Genomic DNA, 22,265 nt, shown 5'->3' on the forward strand with positions numbered 1-22,265 from the left:
AACAGAACGGTGTGACCATGACTGTGTGGGACCGGCCGGAGCCGCCGGCTCAACCCGTGCCGCTCGACCGGGAGCGGATCGTCGCCGCCGCCATCGCGCTGGCCGACGAGGGCGGGCTGGAGGCGGTGTCCTTGCGCAAGGTCGCCGCCCGGCTGAACGCCGGCCCGATGCGGCTGTACGGATACATCTCCACCAAGGACGAGTTGTTCGACCTCATGGTGGACGAGGTCCATGCCGAGATCCTCCCCGAGGAGCAGCCCGGTGACGGGCGGGAGGCGCTGCGCATCCTCGCCCACCGCACCAGACGGGCCGCTCTCCGTCACGAATGGCTGGCCGACCTGCTTGGCGGCCGCCCTACCCTGGGCCCGAACGGCCTCGCCGTGGCCGAGGCCACGCTGTCCGCCCTCGACGGCCTCGCCGACGTCGACACTGTCATGCGCGCCGTGGAGACTGTCGGCGCCTACTTCACTGGCGCGATCAGGCGCGAGATCGCGAACCTGCGGGCCGAGCGCGCCACGGGCCTGTCCAAGCGCGACTGGCAGTGCGCCTCCGGCCCGCATGTGACGAGAATGTTGGCCACGGGCCGCTTCCCGGCGCTGACCAAGGCCGTGTACGACGGCACGGAGGTGGACGCCGAGGCATCCTTCGCGACCGGTCTGGACTGGGTCCTCGACGCAGTGGCCGCCAAACTCACCCGGCCGCCGGCGTGACCATCAGCTCTTGATCTGCAGCCGGCGCGAACCGCTGGAGGGGGCCCTCGCGGAGTTGCTCGCCAACGCCGGCGCGCACGGCACCGCCCGAGCGGATGTGCAGCCGGCGGAACTGTTCATCATGGCCAACGCCAACGCCAACGCCAACGCGGCCGAGTCGGCCCCCGACCCAAGCACACGCCTCCTCGACATCGCGTTCAACGGCTCACGCCCCGCTGACCACCGGCACCCCGCCTGCCCGCTGGGGGTGGGCTCCAAGCGTGTCCACAGCGCCATCGTCGATGGTCGGCGCGGATCGCCTTGCCGCGAGCATCGGTGTTGCCGGTGCAGTCATCGGCTGCGCAACGACCGGACCGGGGCGGTCCTGGAGCGGTTCAGAACCCGACGGTGGTCTCGAAGGTGTCGCGTGCTCGGGCGAGTTGGTACCAGCGCTCGGCGAGAGCGTCCGGGTCGCCCGCACCGGAACCGGGAATGATCGGGACACCGATGCACAGGTGGCCGACGTAGACGCCCTCGTCGGCGAGATCGTTGTGCAGGCCCTGGGCCCAGGAGCGCAGTCCGGCCAGGGCGATGCCGGAATTGCTCATCCCCGGGATCGGGAGGAGGGCGGTCGTGCCGGTGGTGAACAGCAGGGCGCCGTCGCCCGCCTCACGCATGCCCGGCAGAACTGTGGCGGCAGCGGTGAGGGCACCACCGACGAGCATGTCGAACATGGACCGCACCGACTCCGGGGTCGTCTGTGCGGCGGGGGTGAACCCCAGCTCCTTCAGATCGGGAACCCGGCCGGCCACGTTGGGGAAGGTGGGGGCCGGGCTGTAGGAGAGCACACCGATCCGCCCGAGTTCCTCGGCGGCCGCCTCCAGCGCGCCGGTCAGGGCCTTGGCGTCGGTGACGTCGGCCGGGTAGGCGCGGGCGGCGATGCCCTCGGCGGCCAGGGCATCGGCGGCGTCCTGGAGCTTGTCAGCATTGCGGGCGATCAGAGCGACGGGGTGCCCGGCGGTGCCGAAGCGGCGGGCCACGGCGCGGCCCAGGCCCGGGCCGGCCCCGACGACCGCGACGGTGGGAAGGGGGGAAGAGAGGGAAGACATGCTGCTACCTCGATTGCTTACGATGAGTGCGTAACCCCACGGTAGGGATGTATCGAGGACCTCACAAAAGGCACATCGATGTTCGCAGAGCACACAGCTGACCCTGACCACGCCGCCGCCCGCACCCCGCACTCGCAGGAGACCTGGCCCGACGACATCCCCCACCCATGCGAGACCTGGCCGGACAACGGCCGCGGATTCCGCGAGACCCTCGACCGGATCGGAGACAAGTGGTCGGTCCTGGTCATCGGCCTCCTGAGCCAGGGCCCCCTGCGCTTCGGCATGCTGCACCAGCGGGTCCCGGGCATCTCCCAGCGCATGCTCACCCTCACCCTGCGCCACCTGGAACGCGACGGCATCGTCTCCCGCACCGCCTACGCCGAAGTCCCACCGCGCGTCGAATACGAGCTGACCGCACTCGGCGAGAGTCTGCGCGCAACGGTCTATGCCCTCGCCCGATGGGTCACCGACCACAACGACGAGATCGAAACCGCGCGCCACCACTACGACACGCGATGAGAGCGACTGCGCTGCACAACGCCCGGTCGCCGAAGCACATGGTCGGCACTGGCTCGACTCTCAGATGGGCTTGGACCTGTGTGTTCGCCCCTTTTTTTCGCCCGGACGTGGGCGGTGTCGAGGACGGCGCGGGAGACGTCGATGAGGTCGGCGTCGTCGAGTCGGCCCCAGACGCAGGCTCTGGACCAGATCAGGGACCGGCGATGCGCGGTGGACTTCGACACCTCCAAGCGGGGAGGCAGTTGACGCCAAAAGCCTTGCGGTGGAAGTGGCGGAAGCGGCGCTGCCTTTCACGTCCGGCGCCCAGCAGGGCCTGACCGCCGAGGCCACGCGCGTGGCGGCGGACTACCAATGATGCGCGGGATCGCCGGTGGCCAACCGGCGACACCGCGTTATGTTTCCCCACTCTGGGCGAGACCGGCCGCCGAGTAGCTGGTCCGCCGCGAGGTGGATCTCGCCGTCGAATTGGCGGATGTGGCGGTCGGGGAGCCGGTGCATCACGGTCGTGCCGAAGGTTTCGGTGAACTCCGGGAAGCGCAGCGCATGCGGCCTTGGTGCTGACTGCCGGCGTCGTGTTCACCGAGGTCCGGTTCTTCCTTGACAGCGGCTTCGCGGGATGGTCTTGACTTACTGGAAGGCCGGCATGACTTCCTTGATGAACAGCTCCAACGACTTGCGCTTCTCCTCGTGCGGCAGGCTGGTGTCGATCCAGAAGCTGTACTCGTCGATGCCGAGTTCCTCGTAGGTGCGTATGCGCTCGATGACTTCAGCCGGGGTGCCGATCATCGCAGTCTTGTGCAGCGACTCCGGTCGGAACTCCGGCCGGTCTTCGAACTTCGACTCCGGGCTGGGTGGGAGGAACCCGTTCTGCGGGGTGGTTTTGTTGCCGAACCAGGCGTCGAAGGTTCGGTAGAAGCGGTTGATCGCCTCCGCGGCCGGGCGCCAGCCGTCGGGCTCGTCGGGGGAGTGGACGTGTGTGTGCCGCAGGACCATGAGGTCGGGGCGTGGCGTCTCGGGATGGTTGGCCACGGCGGTGTCGAACTTCTGCTTGAGGTCGCGGACTTCCTCGTCGCCCTTCATCAACGGGGTGACCATGACGTTGCAGCCCTGCGACACGGCGAAGTCGTGGGAGGCGGGGTCGCGGGCGGCGATCCACATGGGCGGGGTGGGTTGCTGGACCGGCTTGGGCACGCTGGTCGATGTGGGGAACTGCCAGATCTCGCCGTCGTGGGCGTAGTCGCCCTGCCAGAGCGCCCGGACGGCCGGCACGAGCTCACGCAGGTGCTTTCCGCCGTCGGCGGCGGGCAGCCCGCCTGCCAGTCGGTCGAACTCGAACTGGTAGGCGCCCCGGGCGAGTCCGACCTCCATCCGGCCGTTGCTGATGACGTCGAGCAGCGCGCATTCACCGGCGACCCTGAGCGGGTGCCAGAACGGGGCGATGACGGTTCCCGCACCCAGTCGGATGGTCGAGGTCTTCGCGGCGAGGTGGGCGAGCAGCGGCATCGGGCTGGGGGAGATCGTGTACTCCATCGCGTGGTGCTCGCCGATCCAGACGGTGGCGAACCCGCCGGCCTCGGCCATCAGGGCCAGCTCGGAGAGGTTCTCGAAGAGCTGCCGGTGGCTGACCTCCTCGTCCCAGCGCTCCATGTGTACGAACAACGAAAACCTCATGACTGCTCCTCGTCTGCTGTGGGGACCGGGCGGTGGGCGGTGCCCTGGTCGCTGTGCTCGTCGGCGCTGACGCCGGACCGCTGTGCGCGGGCCGCGTCCATTTCGGTGAGGGTGACGTCACCGGTGGCCCAGTGCGTGCGGGGGACCTCGTGGACGACGACGCGGATGTACTCGGGCCGGGTGTTCACGGTGCGCAGGACCGCGGCGTGCACCTCGTGCATCAGGTCCCGGATCTGTGCCGGAGTCCGGCCCTCGGCGAGGGTGATGGCGATCTGCGGCACGTCAGCTCCGCATCGTGAACGGGTCGGCCACGGGCTCCTCGCTCGTGTTGATCCAGACACTCTTGAGCCGCGTGTACTCCAGAATCGTCTCGGTGCCGTGCTCGACGCCCACGCCGCTGGTCTTGAAGCCCTGGCGCGGTGACATGGGGGACATGGCCCGGTAGGTGTTGACCCACACGGTCCCGGCATCCAGGCGCGCCGCCATCCGGTGCGCCCGGGCGAGGTTCGTCGTCCACACGCCGGCCGCGAGTCCGTAGTCGGTGTCGTTGGCCAGGCGTATGACCTCCTCCTCGGTGTCGAACGGCATGACGGCCAGGACGGGGCCGAAGATCTCCTCGCGTACGACGCGCATCTCGTTGTCGACGTCCACGAGGACGGTGGGCTCGTAGAAGTAGCCGCCGAGGCCGCCGTCGGTGGCCCGGCCACCGGTGAGGACCCGGGCGCCTTCGCCGCGTCCGAGGTCGACGTAACCGGCCACCTTGTCGCGCTGGTCGGCGAAGGCCAGCGGGCCGAGCTCGGTCTGCTCGTCCATGGGGTCGCCGATGCGGATGGTCCTGGCGCGCTCGCAGACCCGCTCCAGCAGCTCGTCGTAGACGGACCGGTGGGCGAAGACGCGGCTGCCTGCGATGCAGGTCTGCCCGGCGGCGGCGAAGATGCCGGCGACGACGCCCATCGCGGCGTTCGGGACGTTCGCGTCCTCGAACACGATGTTGGGGGACTTACCGCCGAGTTCGAGCGTGGAGCCGATGAACCGGCTCGCGGTCGCCGCTGCGATACGGGCCCCGGTGGCGGTGCTGCCGGTGAAGGAGATCTTCGCGAGGTCGCGGTGGTCGACCAGGGCCTGCCCGGCCTCGCCGCCGAACCCGGTGACGACATTGACCACGCCCGGCGGGAATCCCGCCTCGAGCGCCAGCTCGGCGAGCCTGAGCACCGTGGCCGAGGTGTACTCCGAGGGCTTGATCACGACGGTGTTGCCGACGCAGAGCGCGGGCGCCAGTTTGCTGCTGGTCAGCGTCAGCGGGGAGTTCCAGGGCGTGATCGCGCCGACGACGCCGAGCGGCTCGCGGGCCGTGTAGTTCAGCACCTGGCGGTCGGAGGTGGGGATGAAGTCGCCGTGGATCTTGTCGGCCAGCCCGGCGTAGTAGTGGTAGTACTCGGGCAGGGTCGCCAGCTGCCCGCGCATCTCGCGCAGCAGCTTGCCGTTGTCCCGCGTCTCCATGCGGGCCAGGTCCTCGGCGTTCTGGGCGATCAGGTCACCGAGGCGGCGCAGGAGGTGTCCGCGTCGCGTCTGGCTGAGGTCGCGCCAGCGCGGGTCCTCGAAGGCTTCCCGCGCGGCGGACACGGCTCGCTGGATGTCGGTGGCGTTCCCGCGTGCCGCCCGGTAGAGGACTTCGCGCGTGGCCGGGTTGGTGCTCTCGAAGTACTCGCCCGACGAGGGCTCGACCCATGTTCCGCCGATGAAGTGCTGCCATGTGGTGGGTTCAGACATGTGCGCATGCTCCGATGAAGGTGGTGAGGGCGGCGGCGAACGCTTCGGGGCGCTCGACGGGCAGCATGTGACGCGCTCCGGGGACGACCACGGCACGGCAGTCGGGCAGTGCCGCGGCGAGCCGGTGGGTCATCGCGGGCGTGGACCCGGGATCGTTCTCGCCGGTCACCGCCAGTGCGCGTACGGCGATGGTGGCCAGGTCCGGTGCGAGTTCGGCGTCCGCGGTGGCGAACACGCGGTAGCAGTTGAGGAAGGAGTTGGCGTCGTTGGCGAGCAGGGTGGCCTCGGTACGGGCCACGCGGTCGGGGTCGACGTCGGTGCCGGCGTACCACCGCTCGAGGGAGGCGGCCGCGCTCGCTGCGAAGTCGGTCTCCGCGGTGTGCAGCCGGTCGAGTACGGATGCCCGTTCCTCGGCCGTGCGCGCGCACACCGAGCTGACCGAGGTCAGCGTGGCCACGAGGTGCGGGTGGTGCAGCGCCACATGCTGGGCGACCAGCGCGCCCAGCGAGAATCCGACCAGGTGCGAGCCGTCGGGGATCTCACCGATCACCCCGTCGGCCAGGGCGGCGAGCGTCACCCCGTCGCTCACCGGCGGGTGGGTGCCGTGGCCCGGCAGGTCGGGGGCGATCACGGTGAAGCGGTCGGTCAGGAGCGCGGCGGCGGGCTCCCACATGGTGTGGTCGAGCCCGACGCCGTGCAGCAGCACCACGGTCGGCTTGCTCATCAGTACCTACTGCTCGGTCGAGAGCGGCGCCAGGCGCTGCTGGGGGCGCCCCTGGGCTGCTGCGGCAAGGGCGATGACGATCTCGTTGGGGTGGGGGGCGTCGCCGACCCGGACCTCGAAGCTCTGGTGGTGCGAACGGATCGTGGCGTCGGTGATGTGCTTCAGCGGGATGTCGAAGACCACGCCGGCGGGCCCGCGCTTCTCGACCGCCGGCAGCAGGGTGGTGGCGTTCGCGGCCTTGCGGAAGTGGTCGCCGAACTTGAGCGTGTGGATCAGTGCCGACCCGTGTTCGATCTCCCCGTCCAGGCCGACGATGGCCGCCTTGCCGTATGCCTCGGCGGGGGCCTCGAGTGCTTCGAGCACCGCGGGGGCCAGCAGTGCGCCGAGATCGGAGGCGTTCGCCTCGATGCCGGGATGGAGGTCCTCCACGAAGCCCTGACCGGCCCACGGGTTCTCGATCACCGCCGCGACCACGGCGATACGGGCGGGGCGCTCGAGGGCGCGGCCGCCTTCGGTCCGGATCTCCTCGACGACGGTGACGATCCTGCGCACGTTCATGAGGGGACTGCCTCCAGGCTCTGGGTGGTGACGACGGGGTCGCTCATGCGGTCCCCGATCCGGGGGTGCGGACGCGGTCCTGTCGACGCGGCCGCGATGACGACGATCTCGTCCGCACGGGGGGCGTCCGGAACGCGGGCGCTGATGGTCTGGTAGTGACTGCGTGTCGCGGCGTGTGTCTTGTGCCAGAGCGGGACGATCAGCGTCTCGCCGGCCTCGGCACGGGTGTCGGCGAAGCAGATGATCGACTCGCCCTGGAGGAACTCCCGGACCAGGTTGCCGAAGTACGGTGTGTGGATGAGTGCCCCGGCGTGCTCGATCTCGCCCGCCGTGCCGACGATGGCGGCCTTGCCGAACGACTCGATCTCGTCCACGCCGCCCAGGGCGGCGATGAGCCGGTCGGTCAGCAACTTGGCGAGCACCGGGGCGATGTGGCCCTGCTCCGCGGAGAGGCCGGCCGAGGGGCCGGTCCCCAGCCAGGGGTTCCGTATGACAGCGGCGACGCTTGCGCGCCACGCGGGCTGGGCGGGTGTCTCGCCCGCCTCGGTGAGGACGACATCGCGGTAGAGCACGAGCTTCCGGAGACCGATGCTCTCGTCAGGGCGTTCCTTACGCTCTTGCATGGCACAGGACGATAGGTATCGTCCGTCGCGACGGTCAAGAGGCTGAGCGGAAGAGTTGCCCGCCCTCTCCGGGCCCCTGCGATAACCAGCAATAACGCTGTGAAGTGCGGTCATCGGTGGCGTCGGTGCCGGGATGTGATTCGTCGTGACGGACCCCTTGACGCTCTATCTGTGCCATGCATTACTGCTCCTTGCATGCCAGGGCCGTGGGACATCAGGCCCTGCGGACTCTCAAGGAGTTTCATGTCCAGTCACCTGCAAGCCGGTACGGGAACGACGCCTGAGACACCGTCGGGCCATGACGAGGAAAGCCTTGTGGAGGGCACCGGTGAGGGCCACGACGGCGGCGGCAGGCTCGGTTCCGTTTTCTGGACCTCGCTCGGTGTCTCCGCAGTCTTCGTGGCCTGGGCGGTGCTCTTCACGGACAACCTGAACAAGGTCACGAACACCTCCTTGAACTGGGTGACGGCCACATTCGGCTGGAGCTACCTGGTGGTCACACTCGCCATCCTGATCTTCCTGGTGTTCCTGGCCTTCAGCCCCGCAGGCGACCTCCGACTGGGCAAGGACAGCGACCGTCCCGAGTTCTCGACGCTCAGCTGGTTCGCCATGATCCTCAGCGCGGTCATGGGTATCGGACTGGTCTCGTACGGCGTCGCCGAACCGATCTCCCACCTGGCGACACCACCGCACGGTCTCGCCGAGCCGAACACACCGGCGGCGGCGGTGAGAGCACTCCAGTACTCCTACTTCGACTGGGGCCTGCAGGCCTGGGCGATCTTCGCCATCTTCGGTCTGGCCATCGCGTACTCGACCCACCGCAAAGGCCGGCGCACCCTGGTGAGTCAGATGTTCGCGCCGCTGCTCGGTGACCGTGTGAACGGCGTCATCGGCAAGGCGATCGACGTGCTCGCCGTGTTCGCGACGCTCTTCGGCACCACGACCTCCCTGGGCCTGGGAGCCCTCCAAGTCAACAACGGTCTCGGGAAGTTGTTCGGAATCCCGGTGAACTCGGTGAGCCAGGTACTCATCATCGCCGCAGTCACCTCGGTGTTCACGCTCTCGGCGGTGACCGGAGTCAGCAAGGGCATCAAGTTCCTGAGCCAGGGCAGTTCGCTTCTGGCAGTCGCGCTGTTCGTCTTCATGCTGATCGTCGGCCCGGCCGTGTTCATCGCGAACCTCTACATTGAGTCCCTCGGCCAGTGGGCCACCGACTTCTTCCGGATGAGCCTGCAGGGCACCGCCTTCGGCGGGCTCGAGTGGATGCAGTGGTGGACCTACTTCATGATGGCCTGGTGGGTCTCCTGGGGCGCGTTCGTCGGCGTCTTCCTTGCCCGTATCTCGCGCGGCCGCACCATCCGAGGGTTCATCATGGGCGTCCTGGTCGTCCCCAGCGTGGTGTTCTTCACCTGGTTCACGGTCTTCGGCGGCACCGCGATCCACATCGACATGTTCGAGGGCGGCGACATCGCCAAGCAGACCGCGGCCGACATCAACAGCGCCTTCTTCGCGACCCTCGACCACTTCCCGCTCGCCGGGCTCACCTCGGCGATCGCGATCCTCCTGGTGGTGATGTTCTTCGTCTCCGGCGCGGACGCCAACACCTATGTGCTGAGCATGATGACCTCGGACGGATCGCTCACCCCGCGCCGTTCGGTGCTCATCCTCTGGGGCGTCATCACCGGAGTCACCGCCGTCGTCCTCATGCTCGCAGGCGGACTGACCGCCCTGCAGAACACCGTCATCGTGACGTCCTTGCCGTTCCTCGTGATCATCGCCGGTCTGGCGGTGTCGTTCTGGAAGGAACTGCGCGCAGACCGAAAGGAGAAGACCGATGTCGCACACTGACGCCCGCCGTGGGCTCATCGAAAAGGTATGGGCCGAGGCCTGGGGGCACGGCGACGTCGATGCGCTCGACGTATTGCTGAGCCCGGCCTACCTGCGCCACGGGACGGACCCGCACCCGCAGAACCTGGATGCCTTCAAGGCGGCGATCCTCTCCACGCGAGCGGCGTTCCCGGACCTGACCACCACCATCGACGACATCGTGGTCGAAGGCGACAGGGCCGCGATCCGCTGGCACAGCAGCGGAACCCACGTGAATTCGTTCCTCGGTGTCCCGCCCACCCAGCGGCGCGTGGAAGTCGGCGGCGCCACGTTCGCCCGCTTCGAGGGGGACCGGGTTGTCGAGGAGCACGTGACGTGGGATCCCCGGGCGCTGCTCTCGGCGCTGGGCATCATCAGCGTGGGACAGGACTGACGATCGAGATGACAAGGAGCACCCTCATGGCCGCGCTTGCCTCCACCCCCGACCTCGACGTGATGAAGCGGGTCAACCGGCAGTTCGTCACCGGTGTCACGGTCGTGACCGCGATGGACGGAGAGATCCCCAGAGGGCTGGCCGTCAACGCGTTCTCGAGCATCTCGCTCGACCCTCCCACCGTGATGGTGTGCGTCCAGCACACCTCGTCCACCCACGACTGTCTGTTCCGGGCGAACCATCTCGCGATCAACATCCTGTCCACGGAGCAACTCGACGTCGTCGGCACGTTCGCAGGCAAAGCCGCCGACAAGTTCAAGGACCTCGACTGGCAGAGCGGCCCGTTCGGCAGCCCGCTGATCGCTCGAAGCAGCGCGCAGATGGAGGTCGAGATCCGCGAGCGGCTGCGGGCCAGCACCCACACCGTGTTCATCTGCCGCGTCGTACACGCCGCGGCCGCCGAGCATCATCCGATGGTCTACAGCGCGGGTAAGTTCTTCGACGGCGGCGCGCTCGCGTCGTTGGGATGACCGGCGGGTGGCTCGGAAGGCTGAGGAGGGTTCGGTGAATCGTGCAAAGAGCGAACCGAAGAACGGATCGATGCAGGCCACAGTGATCGCCGAAATGCGCAGGCGCATCATCAAGGGAGACATCGATCCCGGGGCTCCGCTCTCGGAATTCGCCCTCGCCGAGGAGTTCGGCGTCAGTCGTACGCCGGTACGCGAAGCCCTCAAACAGCTGCAGACCGAAGGGCTGGTTGAAATCCGGCCACGTGTCGGGACGTTCGTCACCACCCCCTCCCGCCGCGAGATCACGGAACTCTTCGTGATGAAGGAACTCATCGAGGGCGCGGCCGCCCGCCTCCTCGCCCAGCGCGGCCGGGTCCCGGAGATCGACAAGCTCGAGCAGAATCTGCGCGAGGCCGACGAAGCGGTGGCGCGGGACGACCGGGAGCGGTATGCGGAGTTGGTCCAGGAGTTCCACGACCTGCTCATCGCCGGTGCCGACAACAGCAAGTTGGAAGCCCACTACCGGATGCTGATGAACCAGCTGGCCTACTCCCGGCTGGTCAACACGTCACTGAGTCAGCCGGGACGTGCCCTTCAGTCGGACCGCGAGCACCACATCGTCCTGGAGCTGATCCTCGAGAAGGACGGCGACAGCGCCGAGCACGTGATGCGCGAGCACGTCAGGGCCAGCCGGCGTGCGCTGCTGGCCGGGCTGCCCATCAGTGGGCCGAACGAGAAGTTCGGCAAGACGAGTTCCTGATACCGGGCCAACGCCCGTTCACTGCGGGCGGATCCGGCACGACGGCAAGGCCTGCACGAAGAGGTCAACAAGCGGGACAACCACTCCCCGGTCACCGACAGCAGCCTCATCCTGCCTGACGGCGCCCCGCTCGTGGCAGCAGACGTACACAGGACTCTGACCACGACAGCCCTGTACTCCGTCGACGGCAGCACCAAGCTGGCGAGCAGCCCCGCAGTTGCGGGGCGCGTTGGGCCTGCCATGGAGAGGGAAGTCGACGCAGGGCTGTGGGCTGCTGAGCTGGAGTCGTTGCTGCTGCAGGTCGGAGTGCGCTTCGGCCGCGTCGAGCCACGGTGGAGGATGCGCGACAACGTACGCGGGCTGCTGGTCCGATGCGCGGCCTGTGCGCAGTCATGTCAGGCCGGCCGCCAGCTTGCCGGCGATCGGCGCGGCCCGTTGCGCCCCCCCAGCAGCGCGACGGGCCGTCCCTCTGCCCTGCGGGCCATCTACAGCGCTCGCCTTGGCCAACTGGAACGCTCACGGGCCATCCGCGGCGTTCAGGCACAGCTGTGACTGAGCGCCGCGGATGGCCCCGATGGACAACTGCGATGCTCGGTTCCTCGCGATTCCCCAGTGCTCGCGGTACGGCCGGGGTGGTTCCTGAGGCGTCGGCAGTCCTGGTGGCGAGCGCCGCCCGTGGGGCCCGGCCTCAGGCTGCTGGTGTGATTCCAGCCCGGTTGGATCGTGGCCGCCTTGAATGAAGCGACGGGCGCTCCGGGCCGCGCATGCCGATATTGCGGGGCCGCGTAATGCGTACCCGGTTGCCCGGGGGATGATGACGCCGGGTCGCGGCGGCGACGGGCGCGGTGGCGCGCTGCGCGCACACCGTCCTTGCCGCGGCCGGCGTGGCCAGGAGGGCGGCGGTGCGGTTGGGGAAGAAACGTCGGAGGGGAGTGTCTCTGGTCATGCGGGTACGGAGGAGCGTTGTCACCGCTGTTGTCTGCGCCCTGCTCGCTGGGGCCTCGATGTCCTGCACCGGTGACTCCGTGCCCGCACGGGGACCGGTCACGGACCTGCTCGACGGCCGGGACTGGGCCCACTTCGCCGGGGCGAAGCCGACGCGGTCAGGAGTTCGCATCACGCGCCTCGACCGGCGCATCACACAACAGGACGGCAACGGTGGGCAGCCGAATCCACCGGTGAACCTGCGCGGTCCCCACCTCGTGTTCCGGGGCGAGATCCGGATCGAGGCGCGCCTGAGACGCACGGACGGCACGGATGCCTACCTGCATCTGTACGGTGAAACTCCCGTCGTGTACGACGAGTGGCGTCACGAGCGGCGCGGCGTGCGGATCGGTGTGGCCGGCGATCGGCTCCGATTCGACCGCTGGGACGGAGACTCCAACCGGCCCGCTCTGACCCGTACCTTCGGCAAAGGCCTCGGGGACGAGGTCCGCCTCGCCATCGACGTGCGGGGGAACAGGCTGGTGCTGGAGGCCGACGGGAACGTCGTGGGGACCGTTCCGGGGCGGGACGTCTTCGGGCATGGCCGTATCTGGTTCGGCGCGGACGCGGGGGGCGGCGGGGAAGGCTGGACGCTCGGCGAACTCCGCGCGATGCCACTGGGTCGGGGAAAGATGTCCGTCCGGGACGCCCCCGGCCTGCAAGTACCCCGATCCACCGATGCGTTGCGTGACCTGGCGGCGGACCTCCAGCGCCCGATCCGCCTGGGGACCGCCCTTGCTGCGGGCCCTTTGCTGACCGACAGCGCCTACCGAAGGACGGCGGGTGAGGAGTTCTCCATGCTCACGCCGGAGAACGACTTCAAGGCACAGTTCGTCCAGCCGCGGCGCGGCGTGTTCGCCTTCGAGGAAGGCGACACCCTGGTGGACTTCGCCCACGCCAACGGGATGCAGGTGCACGCGCACACTCTCGTCTGGTTCGAGGCGCTGCCCTCATGGATGCGCGCCGAGATGACGGACGAGGACCGCAGGCGCGTCATGACGGAGCACATCCGGGCGGTCGCGGGCCACTTCCGGGGAAAGGTGGCGGAATGGGACGTGGTGAACGAGCCCATGTCCGACGAGGACGAGGACTACACCGACAGCAACCGCGGCGTGCGGCCGCACCTGTGGTTCGAGGCGATGGGCGAGCAGTACATGGACATCGCCTTCCGTACGGCCCGGGAGGCCGACCCGGATGCGGTGCTCTACCTCAACGAGTACGGGGTGGAGGAGGACGGACCGCGCTGGGACGGCCTCTACGCGCTGTTGATCCGGCTCAAGAAACGCGGCGTTCCGATCGACGGTGTCGGTTTCCAGAACCACGAGTACGCCGCCGACGACCGTACCGACCCCGAAGTCTTCCGGCGCAAGGTCCGGGCGCTGGCCGGGCTCGGCCTGAAAGCCCGAGTTTCGGAGATGGACGTCCTCGTGGGCGAGGGCGAGGAGGACGTCCAGGCCCGCCAGTTCGCAGGGAAACTCGCCGTCTGCAGGGAGGAACCCAACTGCACCTCGTTCTCCACCTGGGGCTTCACCGACGGATACGGTTCCACGGCCGACATCCGGAACTATCCCCCGAGTCCGGGAAACGCCCTTCCCTGGGATGGGGTGTACGAGGCGAAACCCGCGTACTGGGCACTGCGTGACGTTCTAGGCCGCTCTCGCCGCCGGGCCGCGGCGAAAACGGCCTGGACAAATGAGTCCGATGTTCGGGGCCGGTGCGCGAGCCTGAAGAGAGGGCGCTCGAGATCATGTTGTGACGCAAGACCTGAACACCCTCTTGACCGCGTTGTACGTGAAGATCGACGACGAGATCGGAGGGACCCGGTGGAGGGGACGGCCGCCGCTGCTGACCGACTCCGAGCTCGTCTGCCTTGCCGTGGCGCAAGCCCTGCTCGGCCACCGCTCCGAGGCGCGCCGGCTGCGCTTCGCTCGCAAGCACCTGACTGGCATGTTCCCCTACCTCCCTCAACAGCCGGGCTACAACAAGCGGCTGCGAGCGGCGCTGCCCCTGGTCAAGCGGATGATCCGGAAGCTGGCCATGGACAGCGGCCTCTGGTTCGACAACCACTGGATCGTCGACTCAACGCCAGTGCCGTGCGGGATGTCCCGTCCGACGGCCCACGTTCGGACCCCGCCGGGTGGGCCGGGTACGGCTACTGTGCCTCCCACTCGCGGTTCTTCTGGGGCCTGCGCCTCTATCTGGTCTGCACCCCGACCGGCATGCCCATCGTGTGGGCGCCGGCCAGCCCGAAGATCGGCGAACGCGAAGTCCTGGCCTCGATGCTGGAGACAGACGCCGGCCTGGTCGCCGAACGCGAGGGCATCCTGCTCATCTCGGACAAGGGCTTCGGGGGCAAGGTGTTCGAGCAGGACCTCGCCGGGCAGGGCATCGAGCTACTGCGGCCGTCCCGCAAGCGGGAGAAGGCCCGCTATGGCGAACCTACTCTCAAGAAGTTCCGCCAGCTCATCGAATCTGTCAACGACTCCTTCAAAGGCCGGCTCGACCTGGAACAACACGGCGGCCGGACCTTCGAGGGCGTCGCCATCCGGGGCGCCCAGCGCACCCTCGCGATGACCGCGGCGATCTGGCACAGCCGCAGGACCAGCGCCCCGGTCACCCGATCCCTGATCGCCTACGACCACTGATCACCGTTGGCAAGCAGTGCCTTGAGAGCCTTGTACGAGGCGATGGTCAACGCTTTTCGCGTCGACTGCGGATGCTCAGGGCGATGACGGAGACAAGGAACCAGAAGGCACCGAAGGCTGAGTATCCGGCGACGGCCGACAGGCTGCTCGTCGCCGAGGCGGACATGGCAGCGAAGGAGGCACCGGCGAGGACGGACAGTCCGCCACTGATGACCATGGGCCACTGGGCACCGACGGTGCGCCGGCGCCGGATCGCCACGACGAGCTGGATCGCTCCGGAAAGGAGGGCCCAGATACCGAACACGAGCAGGGCCGTCCCGATGGTGGAGAAGGCGACGGTGATCATCCCGGCGGCGGTGGCGAGGCCGAGAGCCACGTTGGTGGTACCGACGCGGTCGGTGGAGCCGGTGCCGGCCATGCGATGTTCAAGGAGCGTGGCGATGGCGTCCCACAGGGGGTAGATCACGAGCAGCACGGCCGCGATCACTGTGGGCCTGTCCGTCGACACGAGCGAGGCGGAGGTCGTGACGACGAGTGCCACCCAGATCAGGGAGAAGGCGACTCGGATCAGGTAGAGCGATCGGAGCCCGGAGGGCGTCGTCGCGGTCGTGGTCGTGCTCGAAGTCACGGTGGTCCGAGTCATCAGGTGTCCCGTTTTGTGATCGTGATGGTGTGAGACGGTCGCCTCGATGAGGAGTCTCAGTGGCCTCGGGAGGGGCCGTGTACTTCGAACGAAGTAGTTCTGCCATCCACTTGGAATCGAATGAGTTCTGCCGGCCCCCGTCGCCGGCAACGGGCTCGCCGTCTACATCATTCGAAGTACACGGCCGCGGCACATGTGGACGAGAATCAGACCATGGTCAAGGCGCAGAACAATCAGGACCGGCCCGTGGCACCCCTGTGGGTCCGCCGCCCCGAGACTCTGCACCTCGTCGCCTATTCGGTGGCCGCGCTGGTGTTCACCGGCCAGATCGTGGCAGTGATCCTGCGAGGGTCGGATTGGCCGACGGCCCTCTCCGTGCTCCTCGCCGGTGGCGGTGTCGCCCTCTCATGGCGGAGGCCGTGGGCAGGACTGGTCGTAGCGAGCGGGGCGTCCTTCGCCGTCACAGCGGTGGGCCACGACCCCCTGTCGGTGTGGATGATGGCGGTGCTCGTGCTGTTCTCGGTCACCCTCAGGGGGAAGCAGCCGCTGGCCGGAACCGGCATCGTGGCGGCGTTCTTCCTGGGGGCGTTCATGACACTGGGAGGATTCCGTGGCGGCGCGATCGTGGGAGCCGCCGCACTCTTCTCAGCCATAGCAGGAGGTGCGACAGGGGCCGCGCTGCGCATCCATCGAGAGCACTGGCGCACCCTGGAGGAACGGGCCGAGAGCGCCATCGCCACCCGCGAGATCGAAGCCACCCGACGGGTGACCGAGGAACGACTCCGCATCGCCCGGGACCTCCACGACGTCATCGGCCACCAGGTCGCGATGCTGAGCATGCATCTCGGTGCCGCGGAGATCGGGCTGCCCGAAGACGCCGAGTCCTCCCGGCAGGCCCTCGTCTCAGCCAGGACCAGCGCCCGCACCGTCGTCGTCGAAACGCAACGGATCCTCGCGCTCCTCCGCCTCGGTGACGACATCTCCGACGACGAGGCGCTCCGGCCGACCCCGGCGCTCAGCGGCCTGGAAGGCCTTGTCGCCTCTTTCGAGAGCATCGGCCTCGACATCCGGCCCTCCATCGACATCCCCGCCGGCTTCGTGGAGCCCAGCGTCGGCGTGACGGTCTACCGGGTCGTTCAGGAAGCACTCACGAATGCCTACCGGCATGGAGAGGGGGAGGCAACGGTGGATGTGCGCGAGCGCGACGGGAGGATCTGCGTCACCGTGGAGAACCGTCTCGGTCATTCACTGCGCGGCTCCGGTTCGCGCAGCGGACTCGGACTCGTGGGGATGCGCGAACGCGTCGAGTCCTCCAACGGGCGGCTGACGATCGACAGTGACGACGGGCGATTCCGGGTCCATGCGGAGTTCAGCCCTCTGGGAGCCGTCGTATGACGACGCGGATTCTGATCGTCGACGACCAGGACGAGATAAGGGTCGGCATCAAAGCGATGCTCCGGCTCGACCCAAGTCTCGTTGTTGCGGGCGATCTCTCCGATGGACTCCAGGTCGTCCCCTTTCTCCGGGGCCACCCCGTCGACCTGGTCCTCATGGACATCCGGATGCCAGGCATCGACGGTGTCGAAGCCACCCGCCGGATCCGCAAAGAGTACCCATCCGAAAAGATGAGGGTGATCGTGCTGACCACTTTCGACCAGGACGACATCGTTCTCGCCGCCCTTCGTGCGGGCGCCAACGGTTTCCTGAGCAAGACCGTGAGCCCCACTGAACTCGTCGCCGGAATCACCGAGGTCGTTGGCGGTGGCGGTGCGCTGTCGGCGGCCGCGACGGCCGCGCTCATCGGTCACATGACCGAGAGTCCGCCCCCGGTGATCGACCAGGAACTGCTGCGACGCTTCGACGCTCTGACACCCAGGGAGCGAGACGTGGTCGTTCTCGTCGCGAGCGGTCTCGGCAACGACGAGATCGCGGCCCAGATGTCCGTGTCGCCGTTCACCGTGAAGACGCATGCGGTGCGGGCCATGACGAAGGTCGGCGCACGTGATCGAGCGCAACTCGTCTCGTTCACCTTCCGGGCCGGCCTCTACCCCTGAGCCTGCCGAGCAGAACCCCGAAACAGGTGGCCGCCGTGGCGATGCCGAGCAGTCCGGCGGGCGGGACGGCGTCAGTGGCGGTGACGTCGCGGTGCGGGCTCTCGCTCGTCGGTGGCAACGTACGGTCGTGCTGTGGGGGCATGGGGCGAGCCTTCTGTGCGTTCCGGGACCGTTTTCGGCAGGGACGCCGGGCGGACCGGGCACGGTTCTCCGGACGTGCCACGGCCTTGGCGGATAACCAACCACCCCCGTTGCACCGCTCGTTCGACAGACCCCGATGCCCCTTGGCGCACGTCGGCGCAACGGGTGGGGCCCGATGCGCGGGATCCCGGTGGCGGTCCTGGAGCGGATTGAGGCCGCTGACCGGTGAGGGCTTGGGCGATCTCGCCGTTGGCACGGCCGACGGCGGTCAGGTCGCCTTGTCCGCTGCAGCGACCCTTGTCGCCGGCGTGGAGTTCGCCGGGGGTCAGCTGAGTGTGAGGTGAGGGGAGTACAGGTCGATCCAGGCGGCGAGGTTGAGTGCCGTCTCCAGGCCGCGCCGGGACGCCTGGCCGATGTGGGGCGCGTGGGATTCGGCGGCGCGAGTCAGCCGCTCGCGGCTGACCATGTCGAAGACCCGGTGTGCGGGGTTGTCCAGGAGTTCCTTGACCTGGTTCTGCAGCGCCACGGCGTAGGCCGGGTCCTGGGTGGAGGGGTAGGGGCTCTTCACCCGGTCGTAGACGGATGGGGGCAGCAGGTCGGCGGTGGCCTCGCGCAGCAGACTCTTCTCCCGGCCGTCGAACGACTTCAACCGCCAGGGGGTATTGTACACGTACTCCACCAGTCGGTGGTCGCAGTACGGCACGCGGACCTCCAGGCCGACCGCCATGCTCATGCGGTCCTTGCGGTCCAGCAGGACGCGGACGAATCGGGTGAGGTGGAGGTGGCAGATCTGTCGCATCCGGTATTCGAAGTCGCTCTCGCCGTCGAGCCGCTGGATCTCGGCCACCGCCTGGCGGTAGCTGTCCTGCACGTAGGAGTCGAGATCCAGGGCTGTGGTGAAGTCCTCGCTGAGGATGCTGTCCTCGTCGCCGAAGTGCTGCCGGAACTGCACCAACCAGGGGAAGGTGTCGGCCGCCCGTGCCGCGGGGTCGAAGAACTGCTGGTAGCCGCCGAACACCTCGTCGGCGGATTCTCCGGACAGGGCGACCGTCGAGTGGCGCCGGATGGCCTTGAACAGCAGGTAGAGGGAGGCGTCCATGTCGCCCATGGCGACGGGAAGGTCCCTGGCCCGGATGACGCGGGCCCGTACCTCGGGGTCGGCCAGTTGCTGGGAGTCGAGGACGATGTCCTGGTGTTCGGTTCCGGAGCTGTTCGCCACGTCGTGCACGTAGGGGGTGTCCGGGGTCGCGCGCAGGGCATCGGGGACGAAGTTCTCGCTCTGCCCGACGAAGTCGACGGCGAAACTGCGGACCCTCCCGCCTTCTGCGGCGAGTTCGAGGGCGGCGAGGGCGGTCATGGCGGAGGAGTCCAGACCGCCCGAGAGCAGGGTGCAGCGCGGCACGTCGGCCACGAGCTGGCGGCGCACGATGCCTTCGAGCAGCTCCCGGACCCGGGCGATGGAGCCGTCACGGTCGTCGGAGTGAGGCCGCGTCTCCAACGACCAGTAGACGCGGGTCCGCGTCCCTTCCGGGCGCACGGTCACCACGGTCCCGGGCTCGACCTCGCGCATCCCCTGCCAGATCGCGTGACCGGGTGACTTCACGAAGGCGAACGCCTCCCGCAGTCCGTCGAGGGTCACGGTGCGTGCGGCGAGCGGGTTGGCGAGGATCGCCTTGGGCTCCGAGCCGAACAGCACACCATCGGCGGTGGGGTAGAAGTAGAAGGGCTTGATGCCCATCCGGTCACGGATCATGACGAGCTTCTGCTCGCGCTGGTCCCAGACGGCGAAGGCGTACATGCCATTGAGGTGCTCGGCGACGGCCTCGCCCCACTCCAGATAGCCGTGCAGCACCACCTCGGTGTCGGAGTCGGTGGTGAAGAGGTGCCCGTGCGAGATGAGCTCCTCACGCAGCTCGGTGAAGTTGTAGACCTCGCCGGAGTACACCAGGGCCAATGTCGTTCCGGCCTCCCCGACGCTCATCGGCTGCCGGCCGCCCGGCAGGTCGATGATGGCCAGCCTTCTGTGGCCGAGCGCGGCGGGACCCTCGACCCAGGTGCCGCGGTCGTCCGGGCCGCGGCAGGCCATCGTCTCGGTCATCGCGTCCACGGTGGCCTGCTCGGTGCGCAGGTCCCGCTGGTACGAGATCCATCCTGTGATACCGCACACGGTCGTCCTCCGTTCCGGTCGCCGGCGCCGCCGGCCGGCAGTGCCGCCGAAGGACGACGGGGAGTGAACCGGACGGCATCAGAAAGCGAATGTATGCGCCATCTGTCAGCGTCCTTCACGAAATGCCGGCGGTCAAAAGGACCATGCCGGGAGCGGCTCTCCCGCGGGCCAGGGCCTTCTGAGGCGGCCGCCGACCTGCCCGGCCGGGGGCGGGGTGGGCTCCCGACTCGTGCTTGTGGCGGCGGGCCGGGGCGCTCCGACGGAACGGCGCGGGACCGTACGTGGTCAGGCGGTGAAAGGCTACGGTGCAGTCCCCGGCGTCGGGAACGGGTGGCGCGGGGCACGGTCAGGGAGGTGAGCTTCGCGGTGGCAAGCGGTGCTGCGGAGGGTGCGGAAGCGGGGCAGCGGGGGCTGCGCAAGGTTCCGCTGAGCGATCCCGGCCGCCGCCGGGAGGTGCTCGACGCCGTACTCGCGCTGCTGGCCGAGGTGGGGTACGAGCGATTGACGATGGACCTGGTCGCGCAGCGTGCCAGGGCCAGCAAGGCCACGCTCTACCAGCGGTGGCCGACCAAGGCCCGGTTGACGGTGGCGGCCCTGGAACAGCACCGGCCGCAGATCACCGACCACGACACGGGTTCCTTCCTCGGGGATCTGCGGCACCTGCTCGCCTCGTGGCTGGCGGGCTGGACGGAACTCGACCGGGGGCTGGTCATCGCCCTGTTGGAAGGCAGCAGAACGGATGCCGAACTGGCCCGCCTCCGTCACGAGCGGCTGCACCGCCCACTGCGGCAGGCCGCCGAATCACTCGTGGAGCGGGCGCGTCGGCGGGGTGAGATCCCCAGGGGGGTGGATCCGGAACTACTGGTGGAGATGCCGTTCTCGGTGGTGCTGACGCATGTGCTGATCGAGGGTGAGGCGCCCGACATCACGCTCGTCGACAGGATCGTGGACCGAGTGCTGGCCCCGCTGCTGGGCACCGCGCCGCCTGAAGCTGCCGGGCCGTGATCTCCGTATCGCGCACATAGTACGGATTCGTTCTACTCTGGGGTGTGAGGCTGAACGGCCGGATGAGGGGAGCGGTTCCCATGAGCGCACCCTTGGCGCCCGCGGCGTCACTGCCCATGCACCGTACCTGTCCGCTCGATCCGCCGCCGGAGTACCAGCGGCTGCGCGACGAGCAGCCGGTGGCCCCGCTGGCCTTTCCCGACGGCAAGGTGGGCTGGCTGCTGACCCGGCACGAGGACGTCCGGGCCCTGCTGGCCGACGACCGGTTCAGTTCGGCGCGTGAGAACGCTTCCTCGCCGGTGCGCCGCAACCTGTTCCGTCCCGAAGACCGCCCCGGAATGCTGCTGAACATGGATCCGCCGGAACACACCCATTACCGGGGGATGCTCACCCGGTACTTCACGGTGCGCCGGATGCGTGCCCTGGCCCCGAGGATCGAGCGGATCGTCGCGGATCGCCTCGACGCCATGGAAGCGGCCGGTCCTCCCGCGGACCTTGTACCTGCCTTCGCCCGGCCCATTCCCTCCCTGGTCATCTGCGAGCTGCTCGGCGTGCCCTACGCCGACCGGGAGAAGTTCCAGCGGTGGACCGCCACGATGCTCAGACTGGATGTCTCCGAGGACGAGGCGTGGCAGGCCCGTGAAGCACTGCGCACGTACATGCGCGACCTGGTGGCCGACAAACACGAACACCCCGACGAAGCCCTGCTGAGCACCCTGATCCGGGCGGAAGACCCCGACGCCGCGCTGACGGACGAGGAACTGGCCGGCATCGGCCGGCTCCTGCTGATCGCCGGACACGAGACCACCGCCAACATGCTCGCTCTGGGAACCTACGCCCTGCTGTCCCACCCCGACCAGCTGCGCTCCCTGCGCGAGCGGCCGGAAGGTGTCGGCCGTGCGGTCGAGGAACTTCTGCGCTACCTGACCATCGTGCACTTCGGCACCGTCAGGGTCGCCCGCGAGGACGTCGAGATCCACGGCGTACGCATCCACGCCGGGCAGACCGTCGTGGCCTCACTGCCCGCCGCCAACCGCGACCCCGGCCAGTTCACCGAGCCGGACCGGCTCGACCTCACCCGCGAACCCTCCCAGCACGTTTCCTTCGGGCACGGCATCCACCAGTGCCTGGGACAGCAACTGGCCCGTGTCGAGATGCAGATCGCCTTCCCCGCCCTTCTCCGACGCTTCCCCACGCTCCGCCTGGCCGTTCCGCCCGAGCAGGTCCCGATGCGTGACGACATGTTCGTCTACGGCGTACACGCGCTCCCCCTGAGCTGGGACAGGTGACCACGCCATGAAGATCCGGATCGAGCACGACCGCTGCCGCGGCGCGGGCCAGTGCACCCTGACCGCACCCGAACTCTTCGACCAGTCCGACGACGACGGCACCGTCGTCCTGCTCAACGAGCAGCCCCCACCCGAACTCCAGGCC

General features: G+C 68.5%; 21 protein-coding genes and 4 pseudogenes. 15 read left to right on the top strand and 10 right to left on the bottom strand.

Annotated elements, in window-relative coordinates; genetic code table 11:
* The first annotated feature begins 17 nt into the window (after positions 1–17).
* Both FPZ41_RS22525 and FPZ41_RS50300 read left to right on the top strand, forming a co-directional pair.
* Positions 18–710 (top strand): TetR/AcrR family transcriptional regulator, encoded by a 693-nt coding sequence (locus FPZ41_RS22525; protein ID WP_152865320.1) that lies wholly within the window; start codon positions 18–20, stop codon positions 708–710.
* A gap of 10 nt (positions 711–720) precedes the next feature.
* The gene (locus FPZ41_RS50300; RefSeq protein ID WP_407698805.1) at positions 721–1,185 is read left to right on the top strand and encodes an SbtR family transcriptional regulator; all 465 of its coding nucleotides are present in this window, start codon (positions 721–723) and stop codon (positions 1,183–1,185) included.
* Here FPZ41_RS50300 and FPZ41_RS22530 read toward each other — a convergent pair.
* Positions 1,085–1,798: an SDR family NAD(P)-dependent oxidoreductase gene (locus tag FPZ41_RS22530; RefSeq protein WP_152865321.1), complete on the bottom strand. Its 714-nt coding sequence runs from the start codon at positions 1,796–1,798 to the stop codon at positions 1,085–1,087. The genes FPZ41_RS50300 and FPZ41_RS22530 overlap by 101 nt on opposite strands.
* A gap of 78 nt (positions 1,799–1,876) precedes the next feature.
* Between FPZ41_RS22530 and FPZ41_RS22535 the strand changes: the two genes are divergently transcribed.
* Positions 1,877–2,317 (top strand): winged helix-turn-helix transcriptional regulator, encoded by a 441-nt coding sequence (locus tag FPZ41_RS22535; protein WP_152865322.1) that lies wholly within the window; start codon positions 1,877–1,879, stop codon positions 2,315–2,317.
* A gap of 65 nt (positions 2,318–2,382) precedes the next feature.
* Here the strand turns inward: FPZ41_RS22535 and FPZ41_RS47230 are convergent.
* The 7 genes and pseudogenes from FPZ41_RS47230 to FPZ41_RS22565 form a co-directional block, all read right to left on the bottom strand.
* Positions 2,383–2,568, bottom strand: a pseudogene (locus FPZ41_RS47230) (IS5/IS1182 family transposase); the annotation flags it as partial.
* Positions 2,569–2,944: 376 nt separating this feature from the next.
* Positions 2,945–3,988: an LLM class flavin-dependent oxidoreductase gene (locus FPZ41_RS22540; RefSeq protein ID WP_152865323.1), complete on the bottom strand. Its 1,044-nt coding sequence runs from the start codon at positions 3,986–3,988 to the stop codon at positions 2,945–2,947.
* On the bottom strand, positions 3,985–4,269 hold the full coding sequence (locus tag FPZ41_RS48550; RefSeq protein ID WP_322620572.1) for a tautomerase family protein: 285 nt from the start codon (positions 4,267–4,269) through the stop codon (positions 3,985–3,987). The genes FPZ41_RS22540 and FPZ41_RS48550 overlap by 4 nt, the downstream gene beginning before the upstream one ends.
* A gap of 1 nt (position 4,270) precedes the next feature.
* Positions 4,271–5,758: an aldehyde dehydrogenase gene (locus FPZ41_RS22550; protein WP_152865325.1), complete on the bottom strand. Its 1,488-nt coding sequence runs from the start codon at positions 5,756–5,758 to the stop codon at positions 4,271–4,273.
* Positions 5,751–6,482 (bottom strand): alpha/beta fold hydrolase, encoded by a 732-nt coding sequence (locus FPZ41_RS22555; protein WP_152865327.1) that lies wholly within the window; start codon positions 6,480–6,482, stop codon positions 5,751–5,753. Before FPZ41_RS22555 ends, FPZ41_RS22550 begins: the two co-directional genes overlap by 8 nt.
* Before the next feature lie 6 nt (positions 6,483–6,488).
* The gene (locus tag FPZ41_RS22560) at positions 6,489–7,040 is read right to left on the bottom strand and encodes an amino acid synthesis family protein (RefSeq protein WP_152865329.1); all 552 of its coding nucleotides are present in this window, start codon (positions 7,038–7,040) and stop codon (positions 6,489–6,491) included.
* On the bottom strand, positions 7,037–7,663 hold the full coding sequence (locus tag FPZ41_RS22565; RefSeq protein ID WP_152865331.1) for an amino acid synthesis family protein: 627 nt from the start codon (positions 7,661–7,663) through the stop codon (positions 7,037–7,039). The genes FPZ41_RS22560 and FPZ41_RS22565 overlap by 4 nt, the downstream gene beginning before the upstream one ends.
* Positions 7,664–7,906: 243 nt before the next feature.
* On the opposite strand from FPZ41_RS22565, the gene FPZ41_RS22570 reads away from it, so the two are divergent.
* From FPZ41_RS22570 to FPZ41_RS22600, 7 genes and pseudogenes are all read left to right on the top strand, one after another.
* Positions 7,907–9,511 carry a BCCT family transporter gene (locus tag FPZ41_RS22570; protein ID WP_152865333.1) on the top strand — a complete coding sequence of 535 codons (1,605 nt, stop codon included), beginning with the start codon at positions 7,907–7,909 and terminating at the stop codon, positions 9,509–9,511.
* A complete protein-coding gene (locus tag FPZ41_RS22575; protein WP_152865335.1) occupies positions 9,498–9,923 on the top strand; it encodes an ester cyclase in 426 nt (141 codons plus the stop codon). Before FPZ41_RS22570 ends, FPZ41_RS22575 begins: the two co-directional genes overlap by 14 nt.
* A gap of 26 nt (positions 9,924–9,949) precedes the next feature.
* A complete protein-coding gene (locus FPZ41_RS22580) occupies positions 9,950–10,453 on the top strand; it encodes a flavin reductase family protein (protein WP_131559414.1) in 504 nt (167 codons plus the stop codon).
* A 34-nt stretch (positions 10,454–10,487) separates the two neighbouring features.
* Positions 10,488–11,192, top strand: a complete 705-nt coding sequence (locus tag FPZ41_RS22585) for a GntR family transcriptional regulator (protein ID WP_322620573.1) — start codon at positions 10,488–10,490, stop codon at positions 11,190–11,192.
* A gap of 240 nt (positions 11,193–11,432) precedes the next feature.
* A pseudogene (locus tag FPZ41_RS50600) lies at positions 11,433–11,558 on the top strand (IS701 family transposase); the annotation flags it as partial.
* Between the two features lie 1,250 nt (positions 11,559–12,808).
* Positions 12,809–13,807 (top strand): annotated as a pseudogene (locus tag FPZ41_RS48555) (endo-1,4-beta-xylanase); the annotation flags it as partial.
* A 121-nt stretch (positions 13,808–13,928) separates the two neighbouring features.
* Positions 13,929–14,821, top strand: a pseudogene (locus FPZ41_RS22600) (IS982 family transposase).
* A 46-nt stretch (positions 14,822–14,867) separates the two neighbouring features.
* Here the strand turns inward: FPZ41_RS22600 and FPZ41_RS22605 are convergent.
* Complete coding sequence (locus FPZ41_RS22605) at positions 14,868–15,449, bottom strand: DUF308 domain-containing protein (RefSeq protein WP_322620574.1); 582 nt, start codon at positions 15,447–15,449, stop codon at positions 14,868–14,870.
* Positions 15,450–15,677: 228 nt separating this feature from the next.
* On the opposite strand from FPZ41_RS22605, the gene FPZ41_RS22610 reads away from it, so the two are divergent.
* Complete coding sequence (locus FPZ41_RS22610) at positions 15,678–16,859, top strand: sensor histidine kinase (RefSeq protein WP_152865338.1); 1,182 nt, start codon at positions 15,678–15,680, stop codon at positions 16,857–16,859.
* Positions 16,856–17,518: a response regulator transcription factor gene (locus FPZ41_RS22615; protein WP_152865339.1), complete on the top strand. Its 663-nt coding sequence runs from the start codon at positions 16,856–16,858 to the stop codon at positions 17,516–17,518. The genes FPZ41_RS22610 and FPZ41_RS22615 overlap by 4 nt, the downstream gene beginning before the upstream one ends.
* Positions 17,519–17,984: 466 nt before the next feature.
* Here the strand turns inward: FPZ41_RS22615 and asnB are convergent, their stop codons facing one another.
* Positions 17,985–19,826, bottom strand: coding sequence for an asparagine synthase (glutamine-hydrolyzing) (gene asnB / locus FPZ41_RS22620; RefSeq protein WP_322620575.1), 1,842 nt, complete (start codon positions 19,824–19,826; stop codon positions 17,985–17,987).
* 366 nt (positions 19,827–20,192) lie between these two features.
* Between asnB and FPZ41_RS22625 the strand changes: the two genes are divergently transcribed.
* From FPZ41_RS22625 to FPZ41_RS22635, 3 genes are all read left to right on the top strand, one after another.
* Positions 20,193–20,831, top strand: a complete 639-nt coding sequence (locus FPZ41_RS22625) for a TetR/AcrR family transcriptional regulator (RefSeq protein WP_194236182.1) — start codon at positions 20,193–20,195, stop codon at positions 20,829–20,831.
* Positions 20,832–20,911: 80 nt separating this feature from the next.
* Positions 20,912–22,120, top strand: a complete 1,209-nt coding sequence (locus FPZ41_RS22630) for a cytochrome P450 (protein ID WP_152865341.1) — start codon at positions 20,912–20,914, stop codon at positions 22,118–22,120.
* Between the two features lie 7 nt (positions 22,121–22,127).
* Positions 22,128–22,265, top strand: a 138-nt coding sequence (locus FPZ41_RS22635) for a ferredoxin (protein ID WP_152865342.1), incomplete at its 3' end; no start/stop codon positions are given.

It is taken from the genome of Streptomyces acidicola, assembly GCF_009377235.1.
Lineage (GTDB): Bacteria > Actinomycetota > Actinomycetes > Streptomycetales > Streptomycetaceae > Streptomyces > Streptomyces acidicola.

Coding starts and splice junctions, on each gene's coding strand:
- FPZ41_RS22525 (WP_152865320.1), top strand. CDS start 18: ATGACTGTGTGGGACCGGCCGGAGCCGCCGGCTCAACCCGTGCCGCTC.
- FPZ41_RS22530 (WP_152865321.1), bottom strand. CDS start 1,798: ATGTCTTCCCTCTCTTCCCCCCTTCCCACCGTCGCGGTCGTCGGGGCC.
- FPZ41_RS22535 (WP_152865322.1), top strand. CDS start 1,877: ATGTTCGCAGAGCACACAGCTGACCCTGACCACGCCGCCGCCCGCACC.
- FPZ41_RS22540 (WP_152865323.1), bottom strand. CDS start 3,988: ATGAGGTTTTCGTTGTTCGTACACATGGAGCGCTGGGACGAGGAGGTC.
- FPZ41_RS22550 (WP_152865325.1), bottom strand. CDS start 5,758: ATGTCTGAACCCACCACATGGCAGCACTTCATCGGCGGAACATGGGTC.
- FPZ41_RS22555 (WP_152865327.1), bottom strand. CDS start 6,482: ATGAGCAAGCCGACCGTGGTGCTGCTGCACGGCGTCGGGCTCGACCAC.
- FPZ41_RS22560 (WP_152865329.1), bottom strand. CDS start 7,040: ATGAACGTGCGCAGGATCGTCACCGTCGTCGAGGAGATCCGGACCGAA.
- FPZ41_RS22565 (WP_152865331.1), bottom strand. CDS start 7,663: ATGCAAGAGCGTAAGGAACGCCCTGACGAGAGCATCGGTCTCCGGAAG.
- FPZ41_RS22570 (WP_152865333.1), top strand. CDS start 7,907: ATGTCCAGTCACCTGCAAGCCGGTACGGGAACGACGCCTGAGACACCG.
- FPZ41_RS22575 (WP_152865335.1), top strand. CDS start 9,498: ATGTCGCACACTGACGCCCGCCGTGGGCTCATCGAAAAGGTATGGGCC.
- FPZ41_RS22580 (WP_131559414.1), top strand. CDS start 9,950: ATGGCCGCGCTTGCCTCCACCCCCGACCTCGACGTGATGAAGCGGGTC.
- FPZ41_RS22610 (WP_152865338.1), top strand. CDS start 15,678: ATGGTCAAGGCGCAGAACAATCAGGACCGGCCCGTGGCACCCCTGTGG.
- FPZ41_RS22615 (WP_152865339.1), top strand. CDS start 16,856: ATGACGACGCGGATTCTGATCGTCGACGACCAGGACGAGATAAGGGTC.
- FPZ41_RS22630 (WP_152865341.1), top strand. CDS start 20,912: ATGAGCGCACCCTTGGCGCCCGCGGCGTCACTGCCCATGCACCGTACC.